Consider the following 17,834-nt stretch of genomic DNA (forward strand, 5'->3'; position numbering starts at 1 on the left):
ACGACGCACCGCCTCGCCGGTGATCGGCGTCCGGCTACGCTGGCCGACATGCGACCCGATCTCTCCTCCTACCGCCACCTCGTCTCCGGGAAGGTCCGCGAGCTGTACGAGATCGACGACGAGACGCTGCTCATGGTGGCCACCGACAGGATCTCGGCGTACGACCACGTGCTCGGGACGCCCATCCCCGACAAGGGCCGGGTGCTCACCGCGATGAGCGCGTTCTTCTTCGACGCGGTCGACGTGCCCAATCACCTGGCGGGACCACTGGACGACGAGCGCATCCCGACCGAGGTGTTGGGGCGAGCGATGGTGGTGCGTCGGCTCGAGATGGTCCAGGCGGAGTGCGTGGCCCGCGGTTATCTGACCGGGTCGGGGATGACCGAGTACCGCGAGTCGGGCACGGTGTGTGGCATCGAGCTGCCCGGCGGCCTGGTCGAGGCGAGCAAGCTGCCCGAGCCGATCTTCACCCCGGCCACCAAGGCGGCGGTGGGCGACCATGACGAGAACATCTCGTTCGACCAGCTCGCCCGCATCGTCGGCGCGGAGCTCGCCGAGCGGTTGCGGTCCACCACTCTCGACATCTACTCGCGGGCCGCGGAGATCGCCGCCGACCGTGGCGTGCTGCTGGCGGACACGAAGTTCGAGTTCGGGCTGGCCGACGGCGAGCTGATCCTCGCCGACGAGGTGCTCACCCCGGACTCGTCCCGGTACTGGCCGGCCGACGACTACTCGCCGGGCCGCGTGCAGCCGAGCTTCGACAAGCAGTTCGTACGCAACTGGCTGACCGGGCCCGAGGCGGGTTGGAACCCCGGCGCCGACACTCCGCCGCCGGTGCTCCCCGACGAGGTGGTGGCCGCCACGCGCGATCGGTACATCGAGGCCTATGAGCGGATCTCCGGCCTGTCGTTCGCGGACTGGATCGGCGGTGACGACGCGTGAGCGCCTTCGACGCCACCTCGCGGACCTCCGCGCCCACGCCGCCGGTGGCCGAGCGTCGCCCGCACCGGCGCGAGCACCACGGCCGCGTCTTCGTCGATGACTACGAGTGGCTGCGCGACAAGGACGCCCCGGAGACGCGCGAGTACCTGGAGGCGGAGAACGCCTACACCGACGCCATGACCGCCGACCTCAAGCCGCTGGAGGACGAGGTCTACGAGGAGATCCGCTCGCGCGTGAAGGAGACCGACATGTCGGTCCCCGTGCGCTCCGGCGGCTGGTGGTACTTCTCGCGTACGGAGGAGGGCCGGTCGTACGCGAAGCACTGCCGCGTCCCGGTCCCGCAGCAGTACGTCGACGACCCCGCGGATCCCGCCGGGTGGGCGCCGCCGGAGGTCTCCCCGGACGTGGAGCTGCCCGGCGAGCAACTGCTCATGGACGGCAACGCCGAGGCCGAGGGGCACGAGTACTTCGCGCTCGGCGCCTTCTCGGTCAGTCAGGACGGCACGATGCTGGCGTGGGCCACCGACACCGAGGGCGACGAGCGCTACACGCTGCGTTTCCGCTCGCTGGACCCCGAGGTCACCGCGCCGGACGAGGAGGTCTCCGGCATCGCGGCGGGCGTGACCTGGTCCCGCGACGGCCGGTACGTGTTCTACGTGACCGTCGACGACGCGTGGCGACCGGACACCGTCTGGCGTCACCGTCTCGGGACGACGAGGGACGACGACGACAAGGTGTTCCACGAGCCCGACGAGTCCTACTGGATCGGGGTGGGCGAGACACGCAGCGAAAAGTACCTGCAGATAGCGGCGGGTTCCAAGATCACGACCGAGGTGTGGTGCCTGGACTCGAGCGATCCCGCGGGTGAGTTCTGGTGTGTCCGGCCGCGCGAGGAGGGCGTCGAGTACGACGTCGAGCACGCGGTGATCGGCGGCGAGGACCGCTTCATCATCACGCACAACGACGGCGCCCCGAACTACGTGGTGGCCGAGGCGCCCGCCGGCCCGATCGAGGGTCCGCTGCGGGACCTGCGCACGCTCGTCGAGCACCGCGACGACGTCCGCGTCGAGGGTGTGGACGCCTTCGCCCGGGTGCTGGTGCTGGGCTACCGCGAGGGGGCGCTGCCGCGCTTCGCGCTCATGCCGATCGACCCGGACTCCACGGCGGGGACCGGTGAGTACACGCGCTTCGAGCCCGTCGAGTTCGACGAGGAGCTGTTCACCTCCGGTCCCGGATCGAACCCGGAGTGGAACTCGCCGGTCCTGCGGTTCGGTTACGGCTCGTTCGTCACGCCGGGGCGGGTCTACTCGCTCGACCTGGCCACCGGTGAGCGCACGCTGCTGCGCGAGCAGGAGGTCCTCGGCGGCTACGACCCGAGCGGCTACGTGCAGCGTCGGGACTGGGCCACCGCCGGAGACGGCACGCGCGTGCCGATCTCGCTCGTGATGTCGAACGACACGGCCGCCCGCGTCGACTCCGGCGAGCAGGTGCCGACCCTGCTGTACGGCTACGGCTCGTACGAGTCCAGCATCGATCCCGCGTTCTCGGTGGCCAGGCTGTCGTTGCTCGACCGGGGGATGGCCTACGCCGTGGCGCACGTGCGCGGCGGCGGCGAGTTGGGCCGGCTCTGGTACGAGAACGGCAAGACTCTGACCAAGCGCAACACCTTCACCGACTTCGTGGACTGCGCGCGCCACCTGATCGACTCGGGGCTCACCGCGCCGGACCGGCTGGTCGCCGAGGGCGGCAGCGCCGGCGGATTGCTCATGGGGGCGGTCGCCAACCTCGCCCCCGAGTTGTTCGCGGGGATCCAGGCCGTGGTGCCGTTCGTCGATCCGCTCACCTCGATCCTCATGCCGGAGCTGCCGCTCACGGTGATCGAGTGGGACGAGTGGGGCGATCCGTTGCACTCGGAGGAGGTCTACGACTACATGGCCTCCTACGCCCCGTACGAGAACATCGAGGCCAAGGACTATCCGGCCATCCTCGCGGTGACTTCGCTCAACGACACCCGGGTGCTGTACGTCGAGCCGGCCAAGTGGGTGGCCAGGCTGCGCGCGGTGGCGCCGTCGGCCAATTCCGCCGACAGGCCCGTGCTGCTGCGCTGCGAGATGAGCGCCGGGCACGGCGGCGTGTCGGGCCGCTACGAGAGGTGGCGGCAGACGGCGTTCGAGTACGCGTGGACCGTCCGCACCGCCGGCGCCGGCTAAGCCCACCCGCCAGAATCCGCTACTCCCGCTCCGGATCCGCTACTCCCGCATGAGTAGCGGATTCCGAGCGGGAGTAGCGGATTTCGGGGTGGTAGGGCGCTCGCCGGCGGGGTGGCGGGGGCGCGCCCGGGCTCAGGCCGGGTCGTCGGCGGAGTCCATCGCGCGGCTCATCGCGGCCGCGGGAATCACCGCCCCGGCGAGGAAGGTGATGATGCCGAGACCGCCCATCAGGTAGGCGAGACGGTGGCCGTCGCCGATCTCGAAGCTCGAGCCGAAGATCAGCACCATCGAGATCACGAACAGTCCGCCGGTGACCAGGGAGAGCGCCCGCGAGCGCGCCTGCAGGAGAGTCGCCATCTCGAACTCGTCCAGGTAGCGGGCGGGGGCGGTGTCCTTAGAGTCGATGCTGACGCGCAGCATCGTCCAGACCACGCAGATCACCACGGTCATGGGGAGCCAGGCCAGGATGATCGGGAACCAGAAGTAGCCCGCCACCGCGATCGCGGCCATGATCGCCAGGCTCGCCCAGTTCAGGCGGACGAGCAGTCGCCTGCGGGCGGGGGTCCGCCACGACGGGAGGCTGCCCTCCGTCCGGGCCTGCATCTTCTCGAACCGGTACTCGGAACGGCTGAGGGTGTCGACGCGGTGCGTGGTCATGAGCGGTCCTCTCGGGTGGGGCGGTAGATCTCGGCGGACATCGGTTGGAACTCCTCGCGGGAGAACACGGCCTCGACCGGCAGGTCGAACACCGCGCAGATCCGGAAGGCCAGATCCAGGCTGGGGTAGTGGTCGCCGCGTTCGAGCGCGCCCACCGTCTGGGGGTTGACCTCGATCCGCTCCGCCAGCGCCGCCCTGCTCAGGCGGTGCTCGGCGCGCAGGACGGCGATCCGGTTGAAGATCGGGAGCTTTTCTCCTCGACGCACTGGGCTCATGCACCTAAGTGTTGGGAAAACCCAACAAATTGTCAATAGAGAGTTCCGAGTAGGCTGGGTCACATGAGCAATGGCAGCGTCCACGACATCTCGTTCACCACCATCGACGGCAAGCAGGCCAGCATGGCCGACTACGCGGGCCACGCCGTCCTCGTGGTCAACGTCGCCAGCGAGTGCGGTCTGACCCCGCAGTACGAGGGCCTGCAGGAGCTCGCGGACGACTTCCGCGACCGCGGGCTGTTCGTGATCGGCTTCCCGTGCAACCAGTTCATGGGACAGGAGCCGGGGGACGAGGACGCCATCAAGGAGTTCACGTCCGGCAAGTACGGGATCACCTTCCCGCTCGCGGCCAAGGTCGACGTCAACGGCCCCGACCGTCACCCGCTCTACGCCGAACTGACCAAGGTCGCCGACGCGGACGGCGAGGCCGGCGACGTGCAGTGGAACTTCGAGAAGTTCCTGATCTCCCCCGAGGGCGAGGTCGTCGGCCGGTTCCGCCCCAAGGTCGAGCCCGGGGCCCCCGAACTGGTGGAGGCGCTCGAGGAGACACTCCCGATCTGACGGGCTGAGCAGGCCCGACGGGGCCCGGCCATCAGACGTCCACCTCGTCGTCGTCGTCATGTCACCCCGGTCTGCCACCATGCGGCCATGACCCCGCGCCTCATCGTCTCCCTCTCGGGTCTGCGCGACACCAGCCTCGACCACGCAGTCGACCTCGTCGGCGACCTCGAGCGCAGGTCCGTTCCCGTCTCCCTCCTCGTCGCCCCGCGACGGGGTCGCGAGTACGCACTCGCTGCCGACCACGGCACCCAGGACTGGCTACGGCACCGCCGCAGGCAGGGCGACGCGATCGTGCTGGGCGGCTACGACGACGCGGCGACCAGGCCACGCCGACCCGAGTTCGCGTCCATCGGCCCCGCCGAGGCCACCGTGCGTCTCACCGCCGCCGACCGGCTCATGGCCGACATGGGCCTGCGCACCCGGATCTTCGCGCCGCCGCGCTGGAACGCCTCGCCGGGCTGCCTCAAGGCCCTGCCCGACGTCGGGTTCCGGCTGTGCGCCGCCCTCACGGGGATCCACGACGTCGTCCGCGGCACGACCGAGCGCGGCCGCGCCCTGTCGATCGGAGAGGGGTTCGTCGCCGACGCCTGGTGGTGCCGGGCGCTCGTCGCCGCCGCCGGACGCACCGCCGCAGCGGACGGGCTCGTCAGGCTCAACGTCTCCGCCAAGCAGCTCTCCCGCACGGCACCGCGGGCGGCGCTGCTCGACGCCGTGGACCTCGTCACGGGCGAGTACGGAGCGCGGGTCGCGCGCTACGAGTGGTCACCCACCGCGCTGGTGGGCGCCGCCTGAGCTTCGGCCGCGGCGCCGGCTGCGGGTAGGATCGACGGGTGAGTCCCGGCAGGTCCGGGCCCGCCCCGCGAAACCGCCCCGAACGAGGAGTTCCCACGTGGCCCGAGTCGTCGTCGAAGTCATGCCCAAGGCCGAGATCCTCGATCCGCAGGGTCAGGCCATCCACCGCGCCCTCGGCCGTCTCGGCCACGACGGCGTCACCGACGTCCGGCAGGGCAAGAGGTTCGAGCTCGAGGTCTCCGACTCGGTCACCGACGCCGAGCTCGAGGAGATCGCCTCGTCGCTGCTCGCCAACACGGTGATCGAGGACTGGAAGGTCGTCCGCGTCGACACCGCGGGGGTCGCCTCGTGAGCGCGCGGATCGGCGTCATCACCTTCCCCGGCACGCTCGACGACATCGACGCCTCCCGCGCCGTCACCCGCGCCGGCGGCGAGGCCGTCTCGCTGTGGCACGACGACGCCGACCTCAAGGGCGTCGACGCGGTGGTCGTACCCGGCGGCTTCTCGTACGGGGACTACCTGCGCTGCGGCGCCATCGCCTCCATGGCCCCCGTCATGGGTGAGGTCATCACCGCCGCCCGCGGTGGGATGCCCGTGCTGGGCATCTGCAACGGCTTCCAGATCCTCTGCGAGGCGGGCCTGCTGCCCGGCGCCATGGGCCGCAACCGCGACATGCACTTCATCTGCCGCGACGAGTGGCTGCGCGTCGAGAACGCCGACACCGCCTGGACCTCGCGTTTCGAGAAGGGGGCGGAGATCCTCATCCCGCTCAAGTCCGGCGAGGGCCGCTACATGGCCACCGCCGAGACGATCGAGGAGCTCGAGGGCGAGGGGCGCGTCGTGTTCCGCTTCGCCAGCGACGCCCCCAACGGCTCCACCAACCACATCGCCGGCATCACCTCGGAGAACGGCCGCGTCGTGGGTCTCATGCCGCACCCCGAGCACGCCATCGACCCGCTCACCGGCCCGTCCGACGACGGCCTCGGCCTGTTCCTGTCCGCGCTCGACGCGGTCGTCAAGGTCTAGTCGGGGGCCGCCGAACCGCTGTTGACGCCGCGCCGAGGGCAGAACGAAGGGCCCGCTGGGATCGCTCCCGGCGGGCCCTTCGGTGTTGCGGTGTGGATCAGTCGGCCAGACCGAGGGTGCTGCCGAGGTCGCCGCCGAGGCCGGCGACCAGGCCCAGCAGAAGGCGGGGCAGGGTGGCAACCAGGCCGGCAACCGTATCGATGGCAGACGAGCCGGTAAGCCCACCGTTGGCGAGGCTGCCACCGAACACCTCGATGCTCAGGGGGGCGGTTTCGCGGGCGATCGAACCGGTGAGGTCCATGGGGGACTCCTTGATGTAGGCGCCCCGGGGGGAGTGGGGCGAGTGCCGGCGACCCGGGTGATCGCGCGTGCGTGATGATTGTGCACGGGCGACCGGAATCGCGCTCAGGTTTCGATAAGCCAGTGGTGCACATCACTTCGAACCTAAACGTGCTGGTGAGCGCAGTGTTAGGGTTTAGTCCGCCCGGTGCGCGGGCGGCGAATCGGAGAAACTCTGGAAAAGTCTTCTCTCCCACGCCGAGTGACGTCGACCTGCGCGCGGGTGCGTTGGCGCCGGCGGGGCACACTCGTGGCGAGCGGGATCCCGATTGTGGTCGTAGTCATCGTGCGAATCCGGGGGTGTCGCCGACATGGTTACGACCATCGCCTGCGTGGTTACGACCATTCGAAGGTGTCGCCGCGAAGGGATGACAGCGCGAGCATCGCAGCGAGCGGCCGACTACCTGCGCGGCCGCCGCACTCGGTGGCTGTCACGGCACCGGCACCTACCTCGAGGTCCGGCCCCGCAGGGCTCGGGATGCGGTAGAACCGTGGAATGAGCGAATCCAGCATGCAGCCCGCGTCTTCGTCCGACAAGGCCGATCGCCCGTTCGACATCGTCCTCTACGGTGCTACCGGGTTCACGGGGGGATTGGTGGCCGAGTACCTGATGCGGAACCTGCCCGAGGGCGGCTCGTGGGCCGTGGCCGGTCGCAACCGGACCAAGCTGGACGCCCTCGTCACCCGCCTGGCGTCCGAGATGCCGGACGTCCCCGCCCCGGGCGTGGTGGTCGCGGACACGGAGGATGCGCGGTCGCTGGTCGAGATGGCGTTGTCGGCCCGCGTTGTCATCACCACCGTCGGTCCCTACCTCGAACACGGCGAGCCGCTGGTGGCCGCGTGCGCCGAGGTCGGCACCGACTACGTGGACCTGACCGGCGAGCCCGAGTTCGTCGACCGCATGTACCTCGAGCACCACGACGCGGCCGTCGCCTCCGGGGCCCGGATCGTCCACGCCTGCGGCTTCGACTCGATCCCGCACGACCTGGGCGTGTTCTACACCATGAAGCACGTGCCCGAAGGCGTGCCCGCGGTCGTCTACGGGGCGGTCCACGCGGACGCCCGGTTCTCGGGCGGGACGTTCCACTCGGCGATCGGCCAGTTCGCCCGACTGCGCGAGGCGGCGAAGACTGCCGCGCGGCGGCGGCAGAAGGAGGGGCGCGTGGCCGGCCGGCGGATCAAGTCGGTCACGGGTAAGCCGCACCACGACAGCGTGCTGGGCCGCTGGCTCGTACCGCTGCCGACCATCGACCCGCAGGTCATCCTGCGCTCGGCCGCCGCACTGGACAACTACGGCCCCGACTTCACCTACTCGCACTACGCCTCGGTCGGCTCGCCCGTCACCGCCGTCGCCGGGATGGTCGGCGTGGGCGCGCTCGCGGTGGGGTCCCAGGTCGGCCCGATCCGGTCGCAGATCCTCAAGCGGATCGACCGCGGGGCCGGACCCAGCGAATCCCGCCGGGCCCGCTCGTCGTTCGACGTCACCTTCGTCGCCCTGGCCGGCGGTCGGCGGGTCGTCACCCGCGTCGCGGGCGGGGACCCGGGTTACACCGAGACGTCCATGATGCTGGCCGAGTCGGCGCTGTGCCTGGCGTTCGACGACCTGCCCGCGCTCTCCGGTCAGCTCACCACCGCCCAGGCGATGGGCGACGCGCTCCTCGAGCGGGTGCAGCGTGGCGGCCTGACGTTCGAGGTCCTGTTCACCTAGTCGGATGTCGCGCCGGTCACGGGGCACGGGAGCGGATTCGCCCGCCGATGGGCTCCGACTAGACTCGGCCCCGTGACCTCTCACGTGGACTCCATCTCGCACGCCTCCTCCACCCCCGAGCTCGCCCAGCCGTGGGCCGAACTCGGACTCAAGGAGGACGAGTACGCCCGCATCCGCGAGATCCTGGGGCGCCGCCCCACGGACGCCGAGCTGGCCATGTACTCCGTCATGTGGTCGGAGCACTGCTCCTACAAGTCGTCCAAGGTGCACCTGAAGTACTTCGGTGAGACCACCACCGACGAGATGCGGTCTACCATGCTCGCCGGCATCGGCGAGAACGCCGGCGTCGTCGACATCGGCGACGGCTGGGCCGTGACCTTCAAGGTGGAGTCGCACAACCACCCCTCGTACATCGAGCCCTACCAGGGTGCCGCGACCGGCGTCGGCGGGATCGTCCGCGACATCATGGCGATGGGCGCGCGGCCCGTGGCCGTGATGGACCAGCTGCGCTTCGGCCCCGCGGACGCCGACGACACGCACCGGGTGCTGCCCGGCGTCGTGGCCGGCGTGGGCGGCTACGGCAACTGCCTGGGCCTGCCCAACATCGGTGGCGAGACGGTGTTCGACGAGTCCTACGCCGGCAACCCGCTGGTCAACGCCCTGTGCGCTGGCGTCATGCGGGTGGAGGACCTCCACCTGGCGTTCGCGTCGGGCACGGGCAACCGCATCATCCTGTTCGGCGCCCGCACGGGCCTCGACGGGATCGGCGGCGTGTCGGTCCTGGCGTCGGAGACCTTCGACGTGGGCGAGGACGGCGCGCCCGTGAAGCCGCGCAAGCTGCCCAGCGTGCAGGTGGGTGACCCGTTCACGGAGAAGGTGCTCATCGAGTGCTGCCTCGAGCTGTACCGCGAGGAGCTGGTGGTGGGTATCCAGGACCTCGGTGGCGCCGGCCTGGCGTGCGCGACCTCCGAGCTGGCCGCGGCCGGTGACGGCGGCATGCACATCGTGCTGGACAACGTCCCGCTGCGCGCGGAGGGCATGAGCGCCGCGGAGATCCTGTCCTCCGAGTCGCAGGAGCGCATGTGCGCCGTGGTGGCCCCGGAGAACGTCGACGCGTTCATGGAGGTGTGCCGCCGCTGGGACGTGCTGGCCGCCGACATCGGCGAGGTCACCGACGGTGACCGGCTCACCATCGAGTTCCGCGGCGAGATCGTGGTGGACGCCCCGCCGGAGTCGCTGGCCGACGAGGGGCCGGTCTACGAGCGCCCCGTCGAGCGCCCGGCCGACCAGGGCGCCCTGCAGGCCGACACCACCGCCGGCCTGACCCGCCCGGCCACCGGTGACGAACTGCGGCAGACGCTGCTGGACATGATCTCCAGCCCCGCCCTGTGCTCGCGCAAGTTCATCACCGAGCAGTACGACCGCTACGTGCGCGGCAACACGATCCTCGCGGAGTATGCCGACGGCGGCGTCCTGCGCATCGACGAGGAGTCCGGCCGCGGCATCGCCCTGTCGACCGACGCGTCGGGCCGCTACACCCGGCTCGACCCGTACACGGGCGCCCGGCTCGCCCTGGCGGAGGCCTACCGCAACGTCGCCGTCACCGGCGCCACCCCGGTCGCGGTGACCAACTGCCTCAACTTCGGCTCGCCCGAGGACCCGGGCGTGATGTGGCAGTTCCGCGAGGCCGTCCACGGGCTCGCCGACGGCTGCGCGGAGCTGGGGATCCCCGTCACCGGCGGCAACGTGTCCTTCTACAACCAGACCGGCACCACGCCGATCCTGCCGACGCCCGTCGTCGGTGTGCTCGGCGTGATCGACGACGTCGCGCGCCGCACGCCCACCGCGTTCGGCGACACCCCCGGAGAGAGCATCTACCTGCTGGGCGAGACCCGCGACGAGTTCGACGGCTCCGTCTGGGCCCAGGTCGCCCACGACCACCTCGGCGGGACGCCCCCGACCGTGGACCTGACGTGGGAGGCCACGCTCGCCCGCATCATGGCGACCTGCTCCAAGGACGGCCTGATCACCGGCGCCCACGACCTGTCCGAGGGAGGCCTCGCCCAAGCGGTGGTCGAGTCGGCGCTGGCGGGGGAGTGCGGCATGCGCATCGTGCTGCCGGAGGACGCGGACCCGTTCGTGTGGCTGTTCTCCGAGTCCTCTGGCCGCGTCATCGTCTCGGTGCCGCGCGGCGAGGAGATCCGCTTCCAGCAGATGCTCACCGCCCAGAGCATCCCGCACGCCCGCATCGGCGTGACGGACCCGGATCCGAGCACGTTCGAGGTGCAGGGACAGTTCACGCTCACGATCGACGAGCTGCGCGACGCACACGAGGGGACGCTGCCGGCGCTGTTCGGCGTCGACCCCGTCTGACGGTCACCGTCGACGGCCGTGCCGGGGGCAGCCGAAAAAGCGCATGCGTGATCTGCGGAGACGCGAACGGGTGCTGGCCGTGGTGCTCGCCGGCACGGCCGGGTTCGTCGACGCGGTCGGGTTCCTCGTCGTGGGCGGCTACTTCGTGTCGTTCATGAGCGGCAACTCCACCCGCATGGTCGTCTCCCTCGCGGACGGTGACCTCGGCGCCGCCGGCATCGCGGCCGTCGTGCTGGTGTCGTTCTTCACCGGAGCGGTGGTCGGCGCGGTCGTCACGCGCCGCCGCAACCTCGACGACCGGCCGGCAGTCCTCACCCTCGTCGCGGTGCTGCTGGTGGCCGCGCTCGCGGCGCAGCGGCTCACCACCGTCGAGGTCCTCGCGGTGCCGCTGTCGGTGGCGGTCGCGGCCACGGCGATGGGTGCCATGAACTCGGTGTTCCACTCCGGCGGCGAGGTCTCGCTGGGCGTGACCTACATGACGGGCGCGGTGGTCAAGTCCGCCCACCGCCTGGTCGACGCGCTGGCCGGCGGCTCGTGGGCGCCGTACCGCCAGCAGGTGGCGCTGTGGTCGGCGCTCGTGCTGGGCGGCGTGGCGGGGGCCCTGCTGCACGTGGTCATGGGGGCCGATGCGTTGGCCCTGGCCGCGGCGGTCGTGATCGGCGCCGTGATAGTGACGGTCCGGCTGCGGGCCCGGGACCTCCGAACGCCCTGACGGCCCGTCAGGGCGTCCGGGCTCAGCGCCCTCCTCGTCGTCGTGCCCTCAGGTAGGCCTCCCGCGCGGCGAGGCCACGGACCACCTCGTCGAGCATCGGACGCACGAACCGCGCCTTGTGGGCGGCGTCGGAGGCCGCCGCGGCGGCCAGGTTGAGCGCGGAGAACACCGCCAGCATCAGCGACACCCGCAGCAGGGTGACGCTCACCGGGAGCCCGAACAGCAGCCCGCCCGTGTCGTTGAGAGGGCGCAACGTCCACCGCGTCTCCGTGACGTCGGGCACCGCGATCCAGCCGAGCGTGAGGAAGAAGAAGAACACGAGCGTGGCGAACAGCGCCGCCTGGATGAGGGTCGCCACGACCGGCACCATCACGAGGTTGACCCGCTCGCCGCGGCGCAGCGGGTGCTCGGGTCCGCGGTCCCGGAGCTCGTGGAGGATGTCGTCGCGCGTCGAGATGCCGACCAGCAGGACGGTGAGGGCCACGACGACGCCCAGCACGGCGAAGGTGCGCGGCCAGGACAGTTCCACCATCACCTGCCAGATCTCCACGCTGAAGAACAGGAACAGCACCGCCAGCATGAGGATCGGCAGCACGCGCGCGACCATCGGCCCCATCGTCGTCAGTTCGCGGCGCACGCGGCGCGCCGACCACCGCACGAGCGACCCGAGTCCGGTGTAGGTCCCGACGAGCACCGCGGCCGCGGCGAGGAGGGTGGTGCGGTGGGTGGGGCCGTCGTGCGGGTCGAACGCGACGTGGGGGACGACGACGAGGGCGATCAGCGACACCAGACCGAGGGCGGAGCCGATCGCCGGGCGGGCGCGTCGGGCCGTCTTCGATACCAGCCACCCCACGAGCGGGGCGATCGCCGCGAGCGCGATCGCGAGCAGGAGCAGCTGGACGATCGGCTCGGGGGCGGCGAGCAGATCGGGATCCGAGTCCGGGCCGACCCGCTCGAGTAGGGCGGTCGTGTAGTCGTTCGACCGGTCGGCGGCCGCGAGGCCGGTCCCGGCGACGGCGAGCGCGGCGCTGACGCCGGCGGACCGGGACAGGAGCTCGCGGCGTCGGGTCGAGGGGGCGATCATGAGCGGCAGGCCCAGGGCGCGCAGGTGGTCCTCGTGTGCGGGCAGGCTGCTCGCGGGGGTCGGATCGGGCGTGGGCACGGCGATATTCTCGCAGCGATCCGCGGTCCGGCGGGGCGTACCGGACGCTATCGTCGAGCCATGTCCACCAGCGAGCGCACGGCGTCGGCTGCCGACGGCGACGCCGCCCCCGCGGCATCGCCCGCCGCCCCGCCCGCGTCCCCGGCCGCGCCGGTTCCCGCCGGGCCGCCCGTCTACGTCAGCCCGCCGTCGAAGGTCCGCGACGACACGGTGCGACCGCCGCTGCCCGGGACCGTGATCGACACCGTGTTCTTCGCCCTGGCCACGGTCGCGGCGGCGTGGCTGGGCTGGCGGCTCCTGGACGACGTGTGGCACCACGCGTGGTGGCACCTGTTCCTGCTCGTCCCGTTCTGGGCGCTGGTGGCCTATCTCGTCCTGCCGCGGCTGCAGACGCTCATCACGTCGGTGTACGTGCCCGGCTACTTCATCGCGCGCACCCGCACCTCCGACGGCCTGCTGGGGGATCCGGTGAACCTCGCGGTGGACGGCACGGCGCGGCAGATCCACGAGGCGATGACCGCGTGCGGCTGGGTGCTGGCCGACGACGTCACGGTTCGCTCGTCGTGGGGCATTGTCCTGTCGTCGGTGCTGCGACGGTCGTACCCGTCCGCGCCGGTGAGCCCCCTCACGCTCTTCGGCCGGCGACAGTGCCTGGCCTACCAGCAGGAGATCGAGGGCAACGCCTCCCGACGGCACCACGTCCGGTTCTGGCGCTGCCCCGACGGCTGGCTCCTGCCGGGCGGCCACCGGGTGCAGTGGCTGGGCGCCGGCACGTACGACCGCGCGGTGGGCCTGTCGCTGTTCACGCTGCAGGTCACCCACAAGATCGACGCGGACATCGACGTCGAGCGGGACTACATCGTCGACTCGATCCGCTACCACGTGCCCGAGGCGGGGGTGCGGGTGCTGGAGAACTTCTCGGCCGGCTACCACTCCCGCAACGGCGGCGGTGACGCGATCCGTACCGACGGCGATCTGCCGGTCGTGGATCTGCGCGCCGTGCCCGTGTCCGAGGTGTCGGCGGCGGAGCTGCCGCCCGGGGTGGTCCGGGCGGCGCGCGGGTACGACGACCCCCGGGCGGAGGGCGGGATCGCGTCGGGCGACCCGGACCGCCCGGCCGACGACGCGGCCCCCGACCCCGGGCACCTGCCGCGCCCCGCCGCGCTGACGGCGGGATGCGCGCTGGTCGCGGTGACCGTGCTCGTCCTGACCGTGCTGGCGCTGCGCGACGTGCTGGGTGGGGCCGACCTCGAGGAGTTCGCCGGCCTGGACGAGTCCGAGGTCGTGCCGGCCGTCATGGCGCTCGCGGTGTTCATCGGCGCCGTGTACGGGGCGATGGCCGTCCTCGCGCTGCTCACGTGGCTGGGATACGCGCGGCCGCGAGTGTGGCTGCTGGCGATGACGGTGGTGAGCACGATCTCCACCGAGTACGGGCGCCTGACCACCGACGCCGAACAGGACACCTTCCTCGGCGGATATCCTGTCCTCGCCGTGAACGTCCTCATCCTGTTGTTGCTCACCAGCCGTCCCGCGCGCACGTGGAGCCGGCGCACCGCGCAGGAGCGGCGTGCGCGCCGGCGGGCCCTGCCGGTCGGCGCGGGGGCCCCGGCGTGAGCCGCGTCCCCGACGCCGCGGCGGTGCGGGCGGCCGTCGAGGCGGTGGCCCCCTGGCTCGACGACGACGAGACGAACGCCAGACCGGGTCGGTCGGCCCTCGCGGCGGCGGTCCGCGGCACCGTGGAGAGCCTCGCGGCCGAACTGCCGGGGCGGTCGGTGGAGGTCCGTGTGCCCCCGTACGCCGCCGCGCAGTGCGTCGAGGGGCCGAGGCACACGCGGGGGAGTCCGCCCAACGTCGTCGAGACGGACCCGCGGACGTGGCTGGAACTGGCCACGGGCCGGGTGACGTGGGAGACCGCCGTCGCCGAGGGGCGGGTGCGCGCCTCGGGGACGCGGGCGGCCGCGGTCGCGGCGGGCCTGCCCGTCGTCCGCCGGGCGTGACCGCCGCCGTCGTATGGTCCGGTCGCCCGCCGTGTGGAGGGGGTGTCGCGGCTGGCTTTGGGGTCACGGGGGTCCGGGAACGTAGACTTGCAGCACACACCGTCGGGGTCCGTCCGGGCGGGGAGTCCCGAAAGCCGTGAGGGAGCACCAGCTGGTGGAGAGCACGTCGTCACGTCCGGCACCGTCCGGGGCACTGCGCCGTACCGGCGGCCCCGCAGCCGTGGGGCTCGGGCTGCCGGACCCGTCCGCGCCCGGACCGGCGGGTCTGCCGATCGACACCGAACGCATCGGCCCCGTCGAGGAGTGCGGCGTCTTCGGGGTGTGGGCCCCCGGCGAGGACGTCGCCAAACTCACCTACTACGGCCTGTACGCGCTGCAGCACCGCGGCCAGGAGGCGGCCGGCATCGCCGTCGCCGACGGCGAGCAGGTCCTCGTCTACAAGGACCTCGGCCTCGTCAGCCAGGTCTTCGACGAGAAGACGCTCGAGTCGATGCACGGCCATGTCGCGATCGGCCACTGCCGGTACTCGACCACGGGCGCGGCGAGCTGGGACAACGCCCAGCCGATGTTCCGCCCCACCACCGAGGGCGGTTCCGTGGTCCTCGGGCACAACGGCAACCTCGTCAACACCCGCGAGCTCAAGCGAGACGCCACCGAGCTGGGCATCCGCGGGTACACCGAGGACAGCGCGCACTCGGACTCGGACATCATCTCCACCCTGCTCGCGCACGAGGCCCGGGAGGGCGGGCTGGAGGAGGCCGCCGCCCGCCTGCTCCCGCACCTGCGGGGCGCCTACTGCCTCACCTTCTCCGACGAGAACACTCTGTACGCGGCGCGTGACCCGCACGGGGTCCGCCCGCTGGCGCTCGGTCGCCTGGAGCGCGGGTGGGTGGTCTCCTCGGAGACCTCCGCCCTGGACATCGTGGGCGCCTCGTTCGTCCGCGACATCGAGCCCGGCGAGCTCATCGCGATCGACGCCGACGGCGTACGGTCCCGCAAGCTCTCGCCCCCGACCCCCAAGACGTGTGTCTTCGAGTACGTCTACCTGGCCCGGCCGGACTCGGTGATCAACCAGCGTCTGGTCAACTCCGCCCGCGTCGAGATCGGTCGCCGGCTGGCCCGCGAGCACCCCGCCGACGGCGACCTGGTCATCCCGGTGCCCGAGTCCGGCACGCCGGCGGCCGTCGGGTACGCCCAGGGCTCGGGCATCCCGTTCGCGCAGGGGCTCACGAAGAACGCCTACGTGGGCCGCACGTTCATCCAGCCCAGCCAGACCATCCGGCAGCTGGGCATCCGCCTCAAGCTCAACCCCCTGCGCGAGGTGATCCGAGGGCAGCGCCTGGTGGTGGTGGACGACTCGATCGTCCGTGGCAACACGCAGCGCGCCCTGGTGCGGATGCTGCGCGAGGCGGGCGCCCTCGAGGTGCACGTCCGGATCGCCTCGCCGCCGGTGCGCTGGCCGTGTTTCTACGGCATCGACTTCGCCAGCCCGGCGGAACTCATCGCCAACGGCGTCGACGCGTCGGACGGGATGCTCGAGGGTGTCCGCCGCGCGATCGGCGCGGACAGTCTCGGGTACGTCTCCGTCGACGGGATGATCGAGGCGAGCGGCCAGCGCAGCGACGAGCTGTGCGCGGCGTGTTTCGACGGGCACTATCCCATCGAACTCCCCGACGACTCTGCCATGAGCGCGGCCGTGCGTGCGCTCGCCGCTGAGGTCGACGAGCTGGAGATCGCCGAGGCCCCGGACCGCAGCGAGAGCGCGGACGCCGTCCACAGGCTCTGACACCGGCGTCGACCGCCGACCCCCACCGGGCGCCCGAGAGCGGCGCCGACGAGGAGAGACACCACATGACCGAGAACCCACACCCCCCGACCGGCGCCTCGTACGCCGCCGCCGGCGTCGACATCGACGCGGGTGAGCGCGCGGTGGAGCTGTTCGCGCCGCACGCCAGGCGGGCGACCCGGCCGGAGGTGATGGGAGGCCTCGGTGGCTTCGCCGGGCTGTTCTCGCTGAAGAACACCTACCGCCAGCCGCTGCTGGCCTCGTCCACGGACGGCGTCGGCACCAAGATCGCGGTCGCCCAGGCGATGGACGTGCACAACACGGTCGGGATCGACCTGGTCGCCATGGTCGTCGACGACCTCGTGGTGTGCGGCGCCGAGCCGCTCTTCCTGCAGGACTACATCGCGATCGGCAGGGTCGTCCCCGAGCACGTCGCCGACATCGTCGAGGGCATCGCCGAGGGGTGCGTCCGTGCCGGTTGCGCGCTGCTGGGCGGCGAGACCGCCGAGCACCCGGGCCTCATGGCTCCGGGCGAGTACGACATCTCCGCCACCGGCGTGGGGATCGTGGAGGCCGACGAGATCCTTCAGGCCGAGAACGTCCGGCCGGGCGACGTCATCGTCGGGATGGCGTCCTCGGGGCTGCACTCCAACGGGTACTCCCTGGCCCGCCACGTGCTGCTCGACCTCGCGCGGCTGCCCCTCGAGGGACACGTCGAGGAGTTCGGCCGCACGCTGGGCGAGGAGCTGCTCGAGCCGACGCGGATCTACGCGCTCGACTGCCTGAGCCTCATCGCCGAGACCGACGTCCGGGTGTTCAGCCACGTCACCGGCGGTGGCCTGGCCGAGAACCTGGCCCGCGTCATGCCGCGCGGTCTGGTCGCGCGGCTCGACCGCGGTCGGTGGCCCGTGCCCGCGGTGTTCGGCACGATCGCGCACCACGGCCGCGTCGAGCAGGCGGAGATGGAGCGCACGTTCAACATGGGTGTGGGCATGGTCGCCGTCCTGCCCGAGGAGGACGTGGACCGGGCCCAGGCCGTCCTCACCGCCCGCCACGTGGAGAACTGGGTGATCGGCCGCGTGGAGAAGGCCGGCGAGGACGCCGACGCGCCCCGCGTCGTGCTCGAGGGCTCACACGCCCGGTTCTGACCGCATCACGCGGACCGTACGACGACAGCGACCCGGCCGGGGCAGTTCCGGCCGGGTCGCTGTCGTCGTACGTGGATCCCCGCCCGCGCCACGTACGGGGCCGGGCATCCGTGGTGGGATGCCCGGCCCACGAGAGGTCTGGCGGG

The 17,834-nt window shown here is 71.7% G+C and carries 17 protein-coding genes; 13 read left to right on the forward strand and 4 right to left on the reverse strand.

The genetic code is table 11. The annotated features are described in order from the left end of the window. Positions 1 to 48: 48 nt before the first annotated feature. Positions 49 to 942 (forward strand): phosphoribosylaminoimidazolesuccinocarboxamide synthase, encoded by an 894-nt coding sequence (locus A6035_RS03940; protein ID WP_108846707.1) that lies wholly within the window; start codon positions 49 to 51, stop codon positions 940 to 942. Continuing rightward, complete coding sequence (locus A6035_RS03945) at positions 939 to 3,152, forward strand: S9 family peptidase (RefSeq protein WP_108846708.1); 2,214 nt, start codon at positions 939 to 941, stop codon at positions 3,150 to 3,152. Before A6035_RS03940 ends, A6035_RS03945 begins: the two co-directional genes overlap by 4 nt. A 132-nt stretch (positions 3,153 to 3,284) precedes the next feature. On the opposite strand, the gene A6035_RS03950 is transcribed toward A6035_RS03945, so the two are convergent. Together A6035_RS03950 and A6035_RS03955 are read right to left on the reverse strand one after the other, a co-directional pair. Then, complete coding sequence (locus A6035_RS03950; protein ID WP_108846709.1) at positions 3,285 to 3,809, reverse strand: hypothetical protein; 525 nt, start codon at positions 3,807 to 3,809, stop codon at positions 3,285 to 3,287. Next, positions 3,806 to 4,084: a helix-turn-helix transcriptional regulator gene (locus A6035_RS03955; RefSeq protein WP_108846710.1), complete on the reverse strand. Its 279-nt coding sequence runs from the start codon at positions 4,082 to 4,084 to the stop codon at positions 3,806 to 3,808. Before A6035_RS03955 ends, A6035_RS03950 begins: the two co-directional genes overlap by 4 nt. Before the next feature lie 63 nt (positions 4,085 to 4,147). Here A6035_RS03955 and A6035_RS03960 point away from each other — a divergent pair, with 63 nt between their 5' ends. From A6035_RS03960 to purQ, 4 genes are all read left to right on the forward strand, one after another. Then, positions 4,148 to 4,645 carry a glutathione peroxidase gene (locus A6035_RS03960; RefSeq protein ID WP_108846711.1) on the forward strand — a complete coding sequence of 166 codons (498 nt, stop codon included), beginning with the start codon at positions 4,148 to 4,150 and terminating at the stop codon, positions 4,643 to 4,645. Between the two features lie 87 nt (positions 4,646 to 4,732). Then, positions 4,733 to 5,437: a DUF2334 domain-containing protein gene (locus A6035_RS03965; protein ID WP_108846712.1), complete on the forward strand. Its 705-nt coding sequence runs from the start codon at positions 4,733 to 4,735 to the stop codon at positions 5,435 to 5,437. A gap of 97 nt (positions 5,438 to 5,534) precedes the next feature. After that, complete coding sequence (gene purS / locus A6035_RS03970; RefSeq protein WP_007631242.1) at positions 5,535 to 5,789, forward strand: phosphoribosylformylglycinamidine synthase subunit PurS; 255 nt, start codon at positions 5,535 to 5,537, stop codon at positions 5,787 to 5,789. Beyond that, positions 5,786 to 6,463: a phosphoribosylformylglycinamidine synthase subunit PurQ gene (gene purQ, locus A6035_RS03975; RefSeq protein WP_108846713.1), complete on the forward strand. Its 678-nt coding sequence runs from the start codon at positions 5,786 to 5,788 to the stop codon at positions 6,461 to 6,463. The genes purS and purQ overlap by 4 nt, the downstream gene beginning before the upstream one ends. Positions 6,464 to 6,560: 97 nt before the next feature. Here the strand turns inward: purQ and A6035_RS03980 are convergent, their stop codons facing one another. After that, entirely contained in the window at positions 6,561 to 6,764 is a 204-nt protein-coding gene (locus tag A6035_RS03980; RefSeq protein WP_108846714.1) for a hypothetical protein, read from the reverse strand. Positions 6,765 to 7,298: 534 nt separating this feature from the next. Between A6035_RS03980 and A6035_RS03985 the strand changes: the two genes are divergently transcribed. From A6035_RS03985 to A6035_RS03995, 3 genes are all read left to right on the forward strand, one after another. Then, positions 7,299 to 8,510 (forward strand): saccharopine dehydrogenase family protein, encoded by a 1,212-nt coding sequence (locus A6035_RS03985; protein ID WP_108846715.1) that lies wholly within the window; start codon positions 7,299 to 7,301, stop codon positions 8,508 to 8,510. A gap of 72 nt (positions 8,511 to 8,582) precedes the next feature. Beyond that, positions 8,583 to 10,883, forward strand: a complete 2,301-nt coding sequence (gene purL / locus A6035_RS03990) for a phosphoribosylformylglycinamidine synthase subunit PurL (RefSeq protein WP_108846716.1) — start codon at positions 8,583 to 8,585, stop codon at positions 10,881 to 10,883. A gap of 43 nt (positions 10,884 to 10,926) precedes the next feature. Next, on the forward strand, positions 10,927 to 11,595 hold the full coding sequence (locus tag A6035_RS03995) for a YoaK family protein (RefSeq protein WP_108846717.1): 669 nt from the start codon (positions 10,927 to 10,929) through the stop codon (positions 11,593 to 11,595). A 22-nt stretch (positions 11,596 to 11,617) separates the two neighbouring features. On the opposite strand, the gene A6035_RS04000 is transcribed toward A6035_RS03995, so the two are convergent. Further along, the gene (locus A6035_RS04000; RefSeq protein ID WP_108846718.1) at positions 11,618 to 12,757 is read right to left on the reverse strand and encodes a hypothetical protein; all 1,140 of its coding nucleotides are present in this window, start codon (positions 12,755 to 12,757) and stop codon (positions 11,618 to 11,620) included. Positions 12,758 to 12,817: 60 nt separating this feature from the next. Between A6035_RS04000 and A6035_RS04005 the strand changes: the two genes are divergently transcribed. The 4 genes from A6035_RS04005 (at position 12,818) to purM (ending at position 17,688) form a co-directional block, all read left to right on the forward strand. Then, positions 12,818 to 14,371 carry an LssY C-terminal domain-containing protein gene (locus A6035_RS04005; RefSeq protein WP_244192531.1) on the forward strand — a complete coding sequence of 518 codons (1,554 nt, stop codon included), beginning with the start codon at positions 12,818 to 12,820 and terminating at the stop codon, positions 14,369 to 14,371. Then, complete coding sequence (locus A6035_RS04010; RefSeq protein ID WP_108849064.1) at positions 14,368 to 14,754, forward strand: sterol carrier family protein; 387 nt, start codon at positions 14,368 to 14,370, stop codon at positions 14,752 to 14,754. The genes A6035_RS04005 and A6035_RS04010 overlap by 4 nt, the downstream gene beginning before the upstream one ends. 136 nt (positions 14,755 to 14,890) lie before the next feature. Next, positions 14,891 to 16,540: an amidophosphoribosyltransferase gene (purF, locus tag A6035_RS04015; protein WP_108846719.1), complete on the forward strand. Its 1,650-nt coding sequence runs from the start codon at positions 14,891 to 14,893 to the stop codon at positions 16,538 to 16,540. A 65-nt stretch (positions 16,541 to 16,605) separates the two neighbouring features. Continuing rightward, positions 16,606 to 17,688: a phosphoribosylformylglycinamidine cyclo-ligase gene (gene purM, locus A6035_RS04020; protein ID WP_108846720.1), complete on the forward strand. Its 1,083-nt coding sequence runs from the start codon at positions 16,606 to 16,608 to the stop codon at positions 17,686 to 17,688. Positions 17,689 to 17,834 lie beyond the last annotated feature (146 nt).

Source organism: Dietzia lutea, from assembly GCF_003096075.1.
Lineage (GTDB): Bacteria > Actinomycetota > Actinomycetes > Mycobacteriales > Mycobacteriaceae > Dietzia > Dietzia lutea.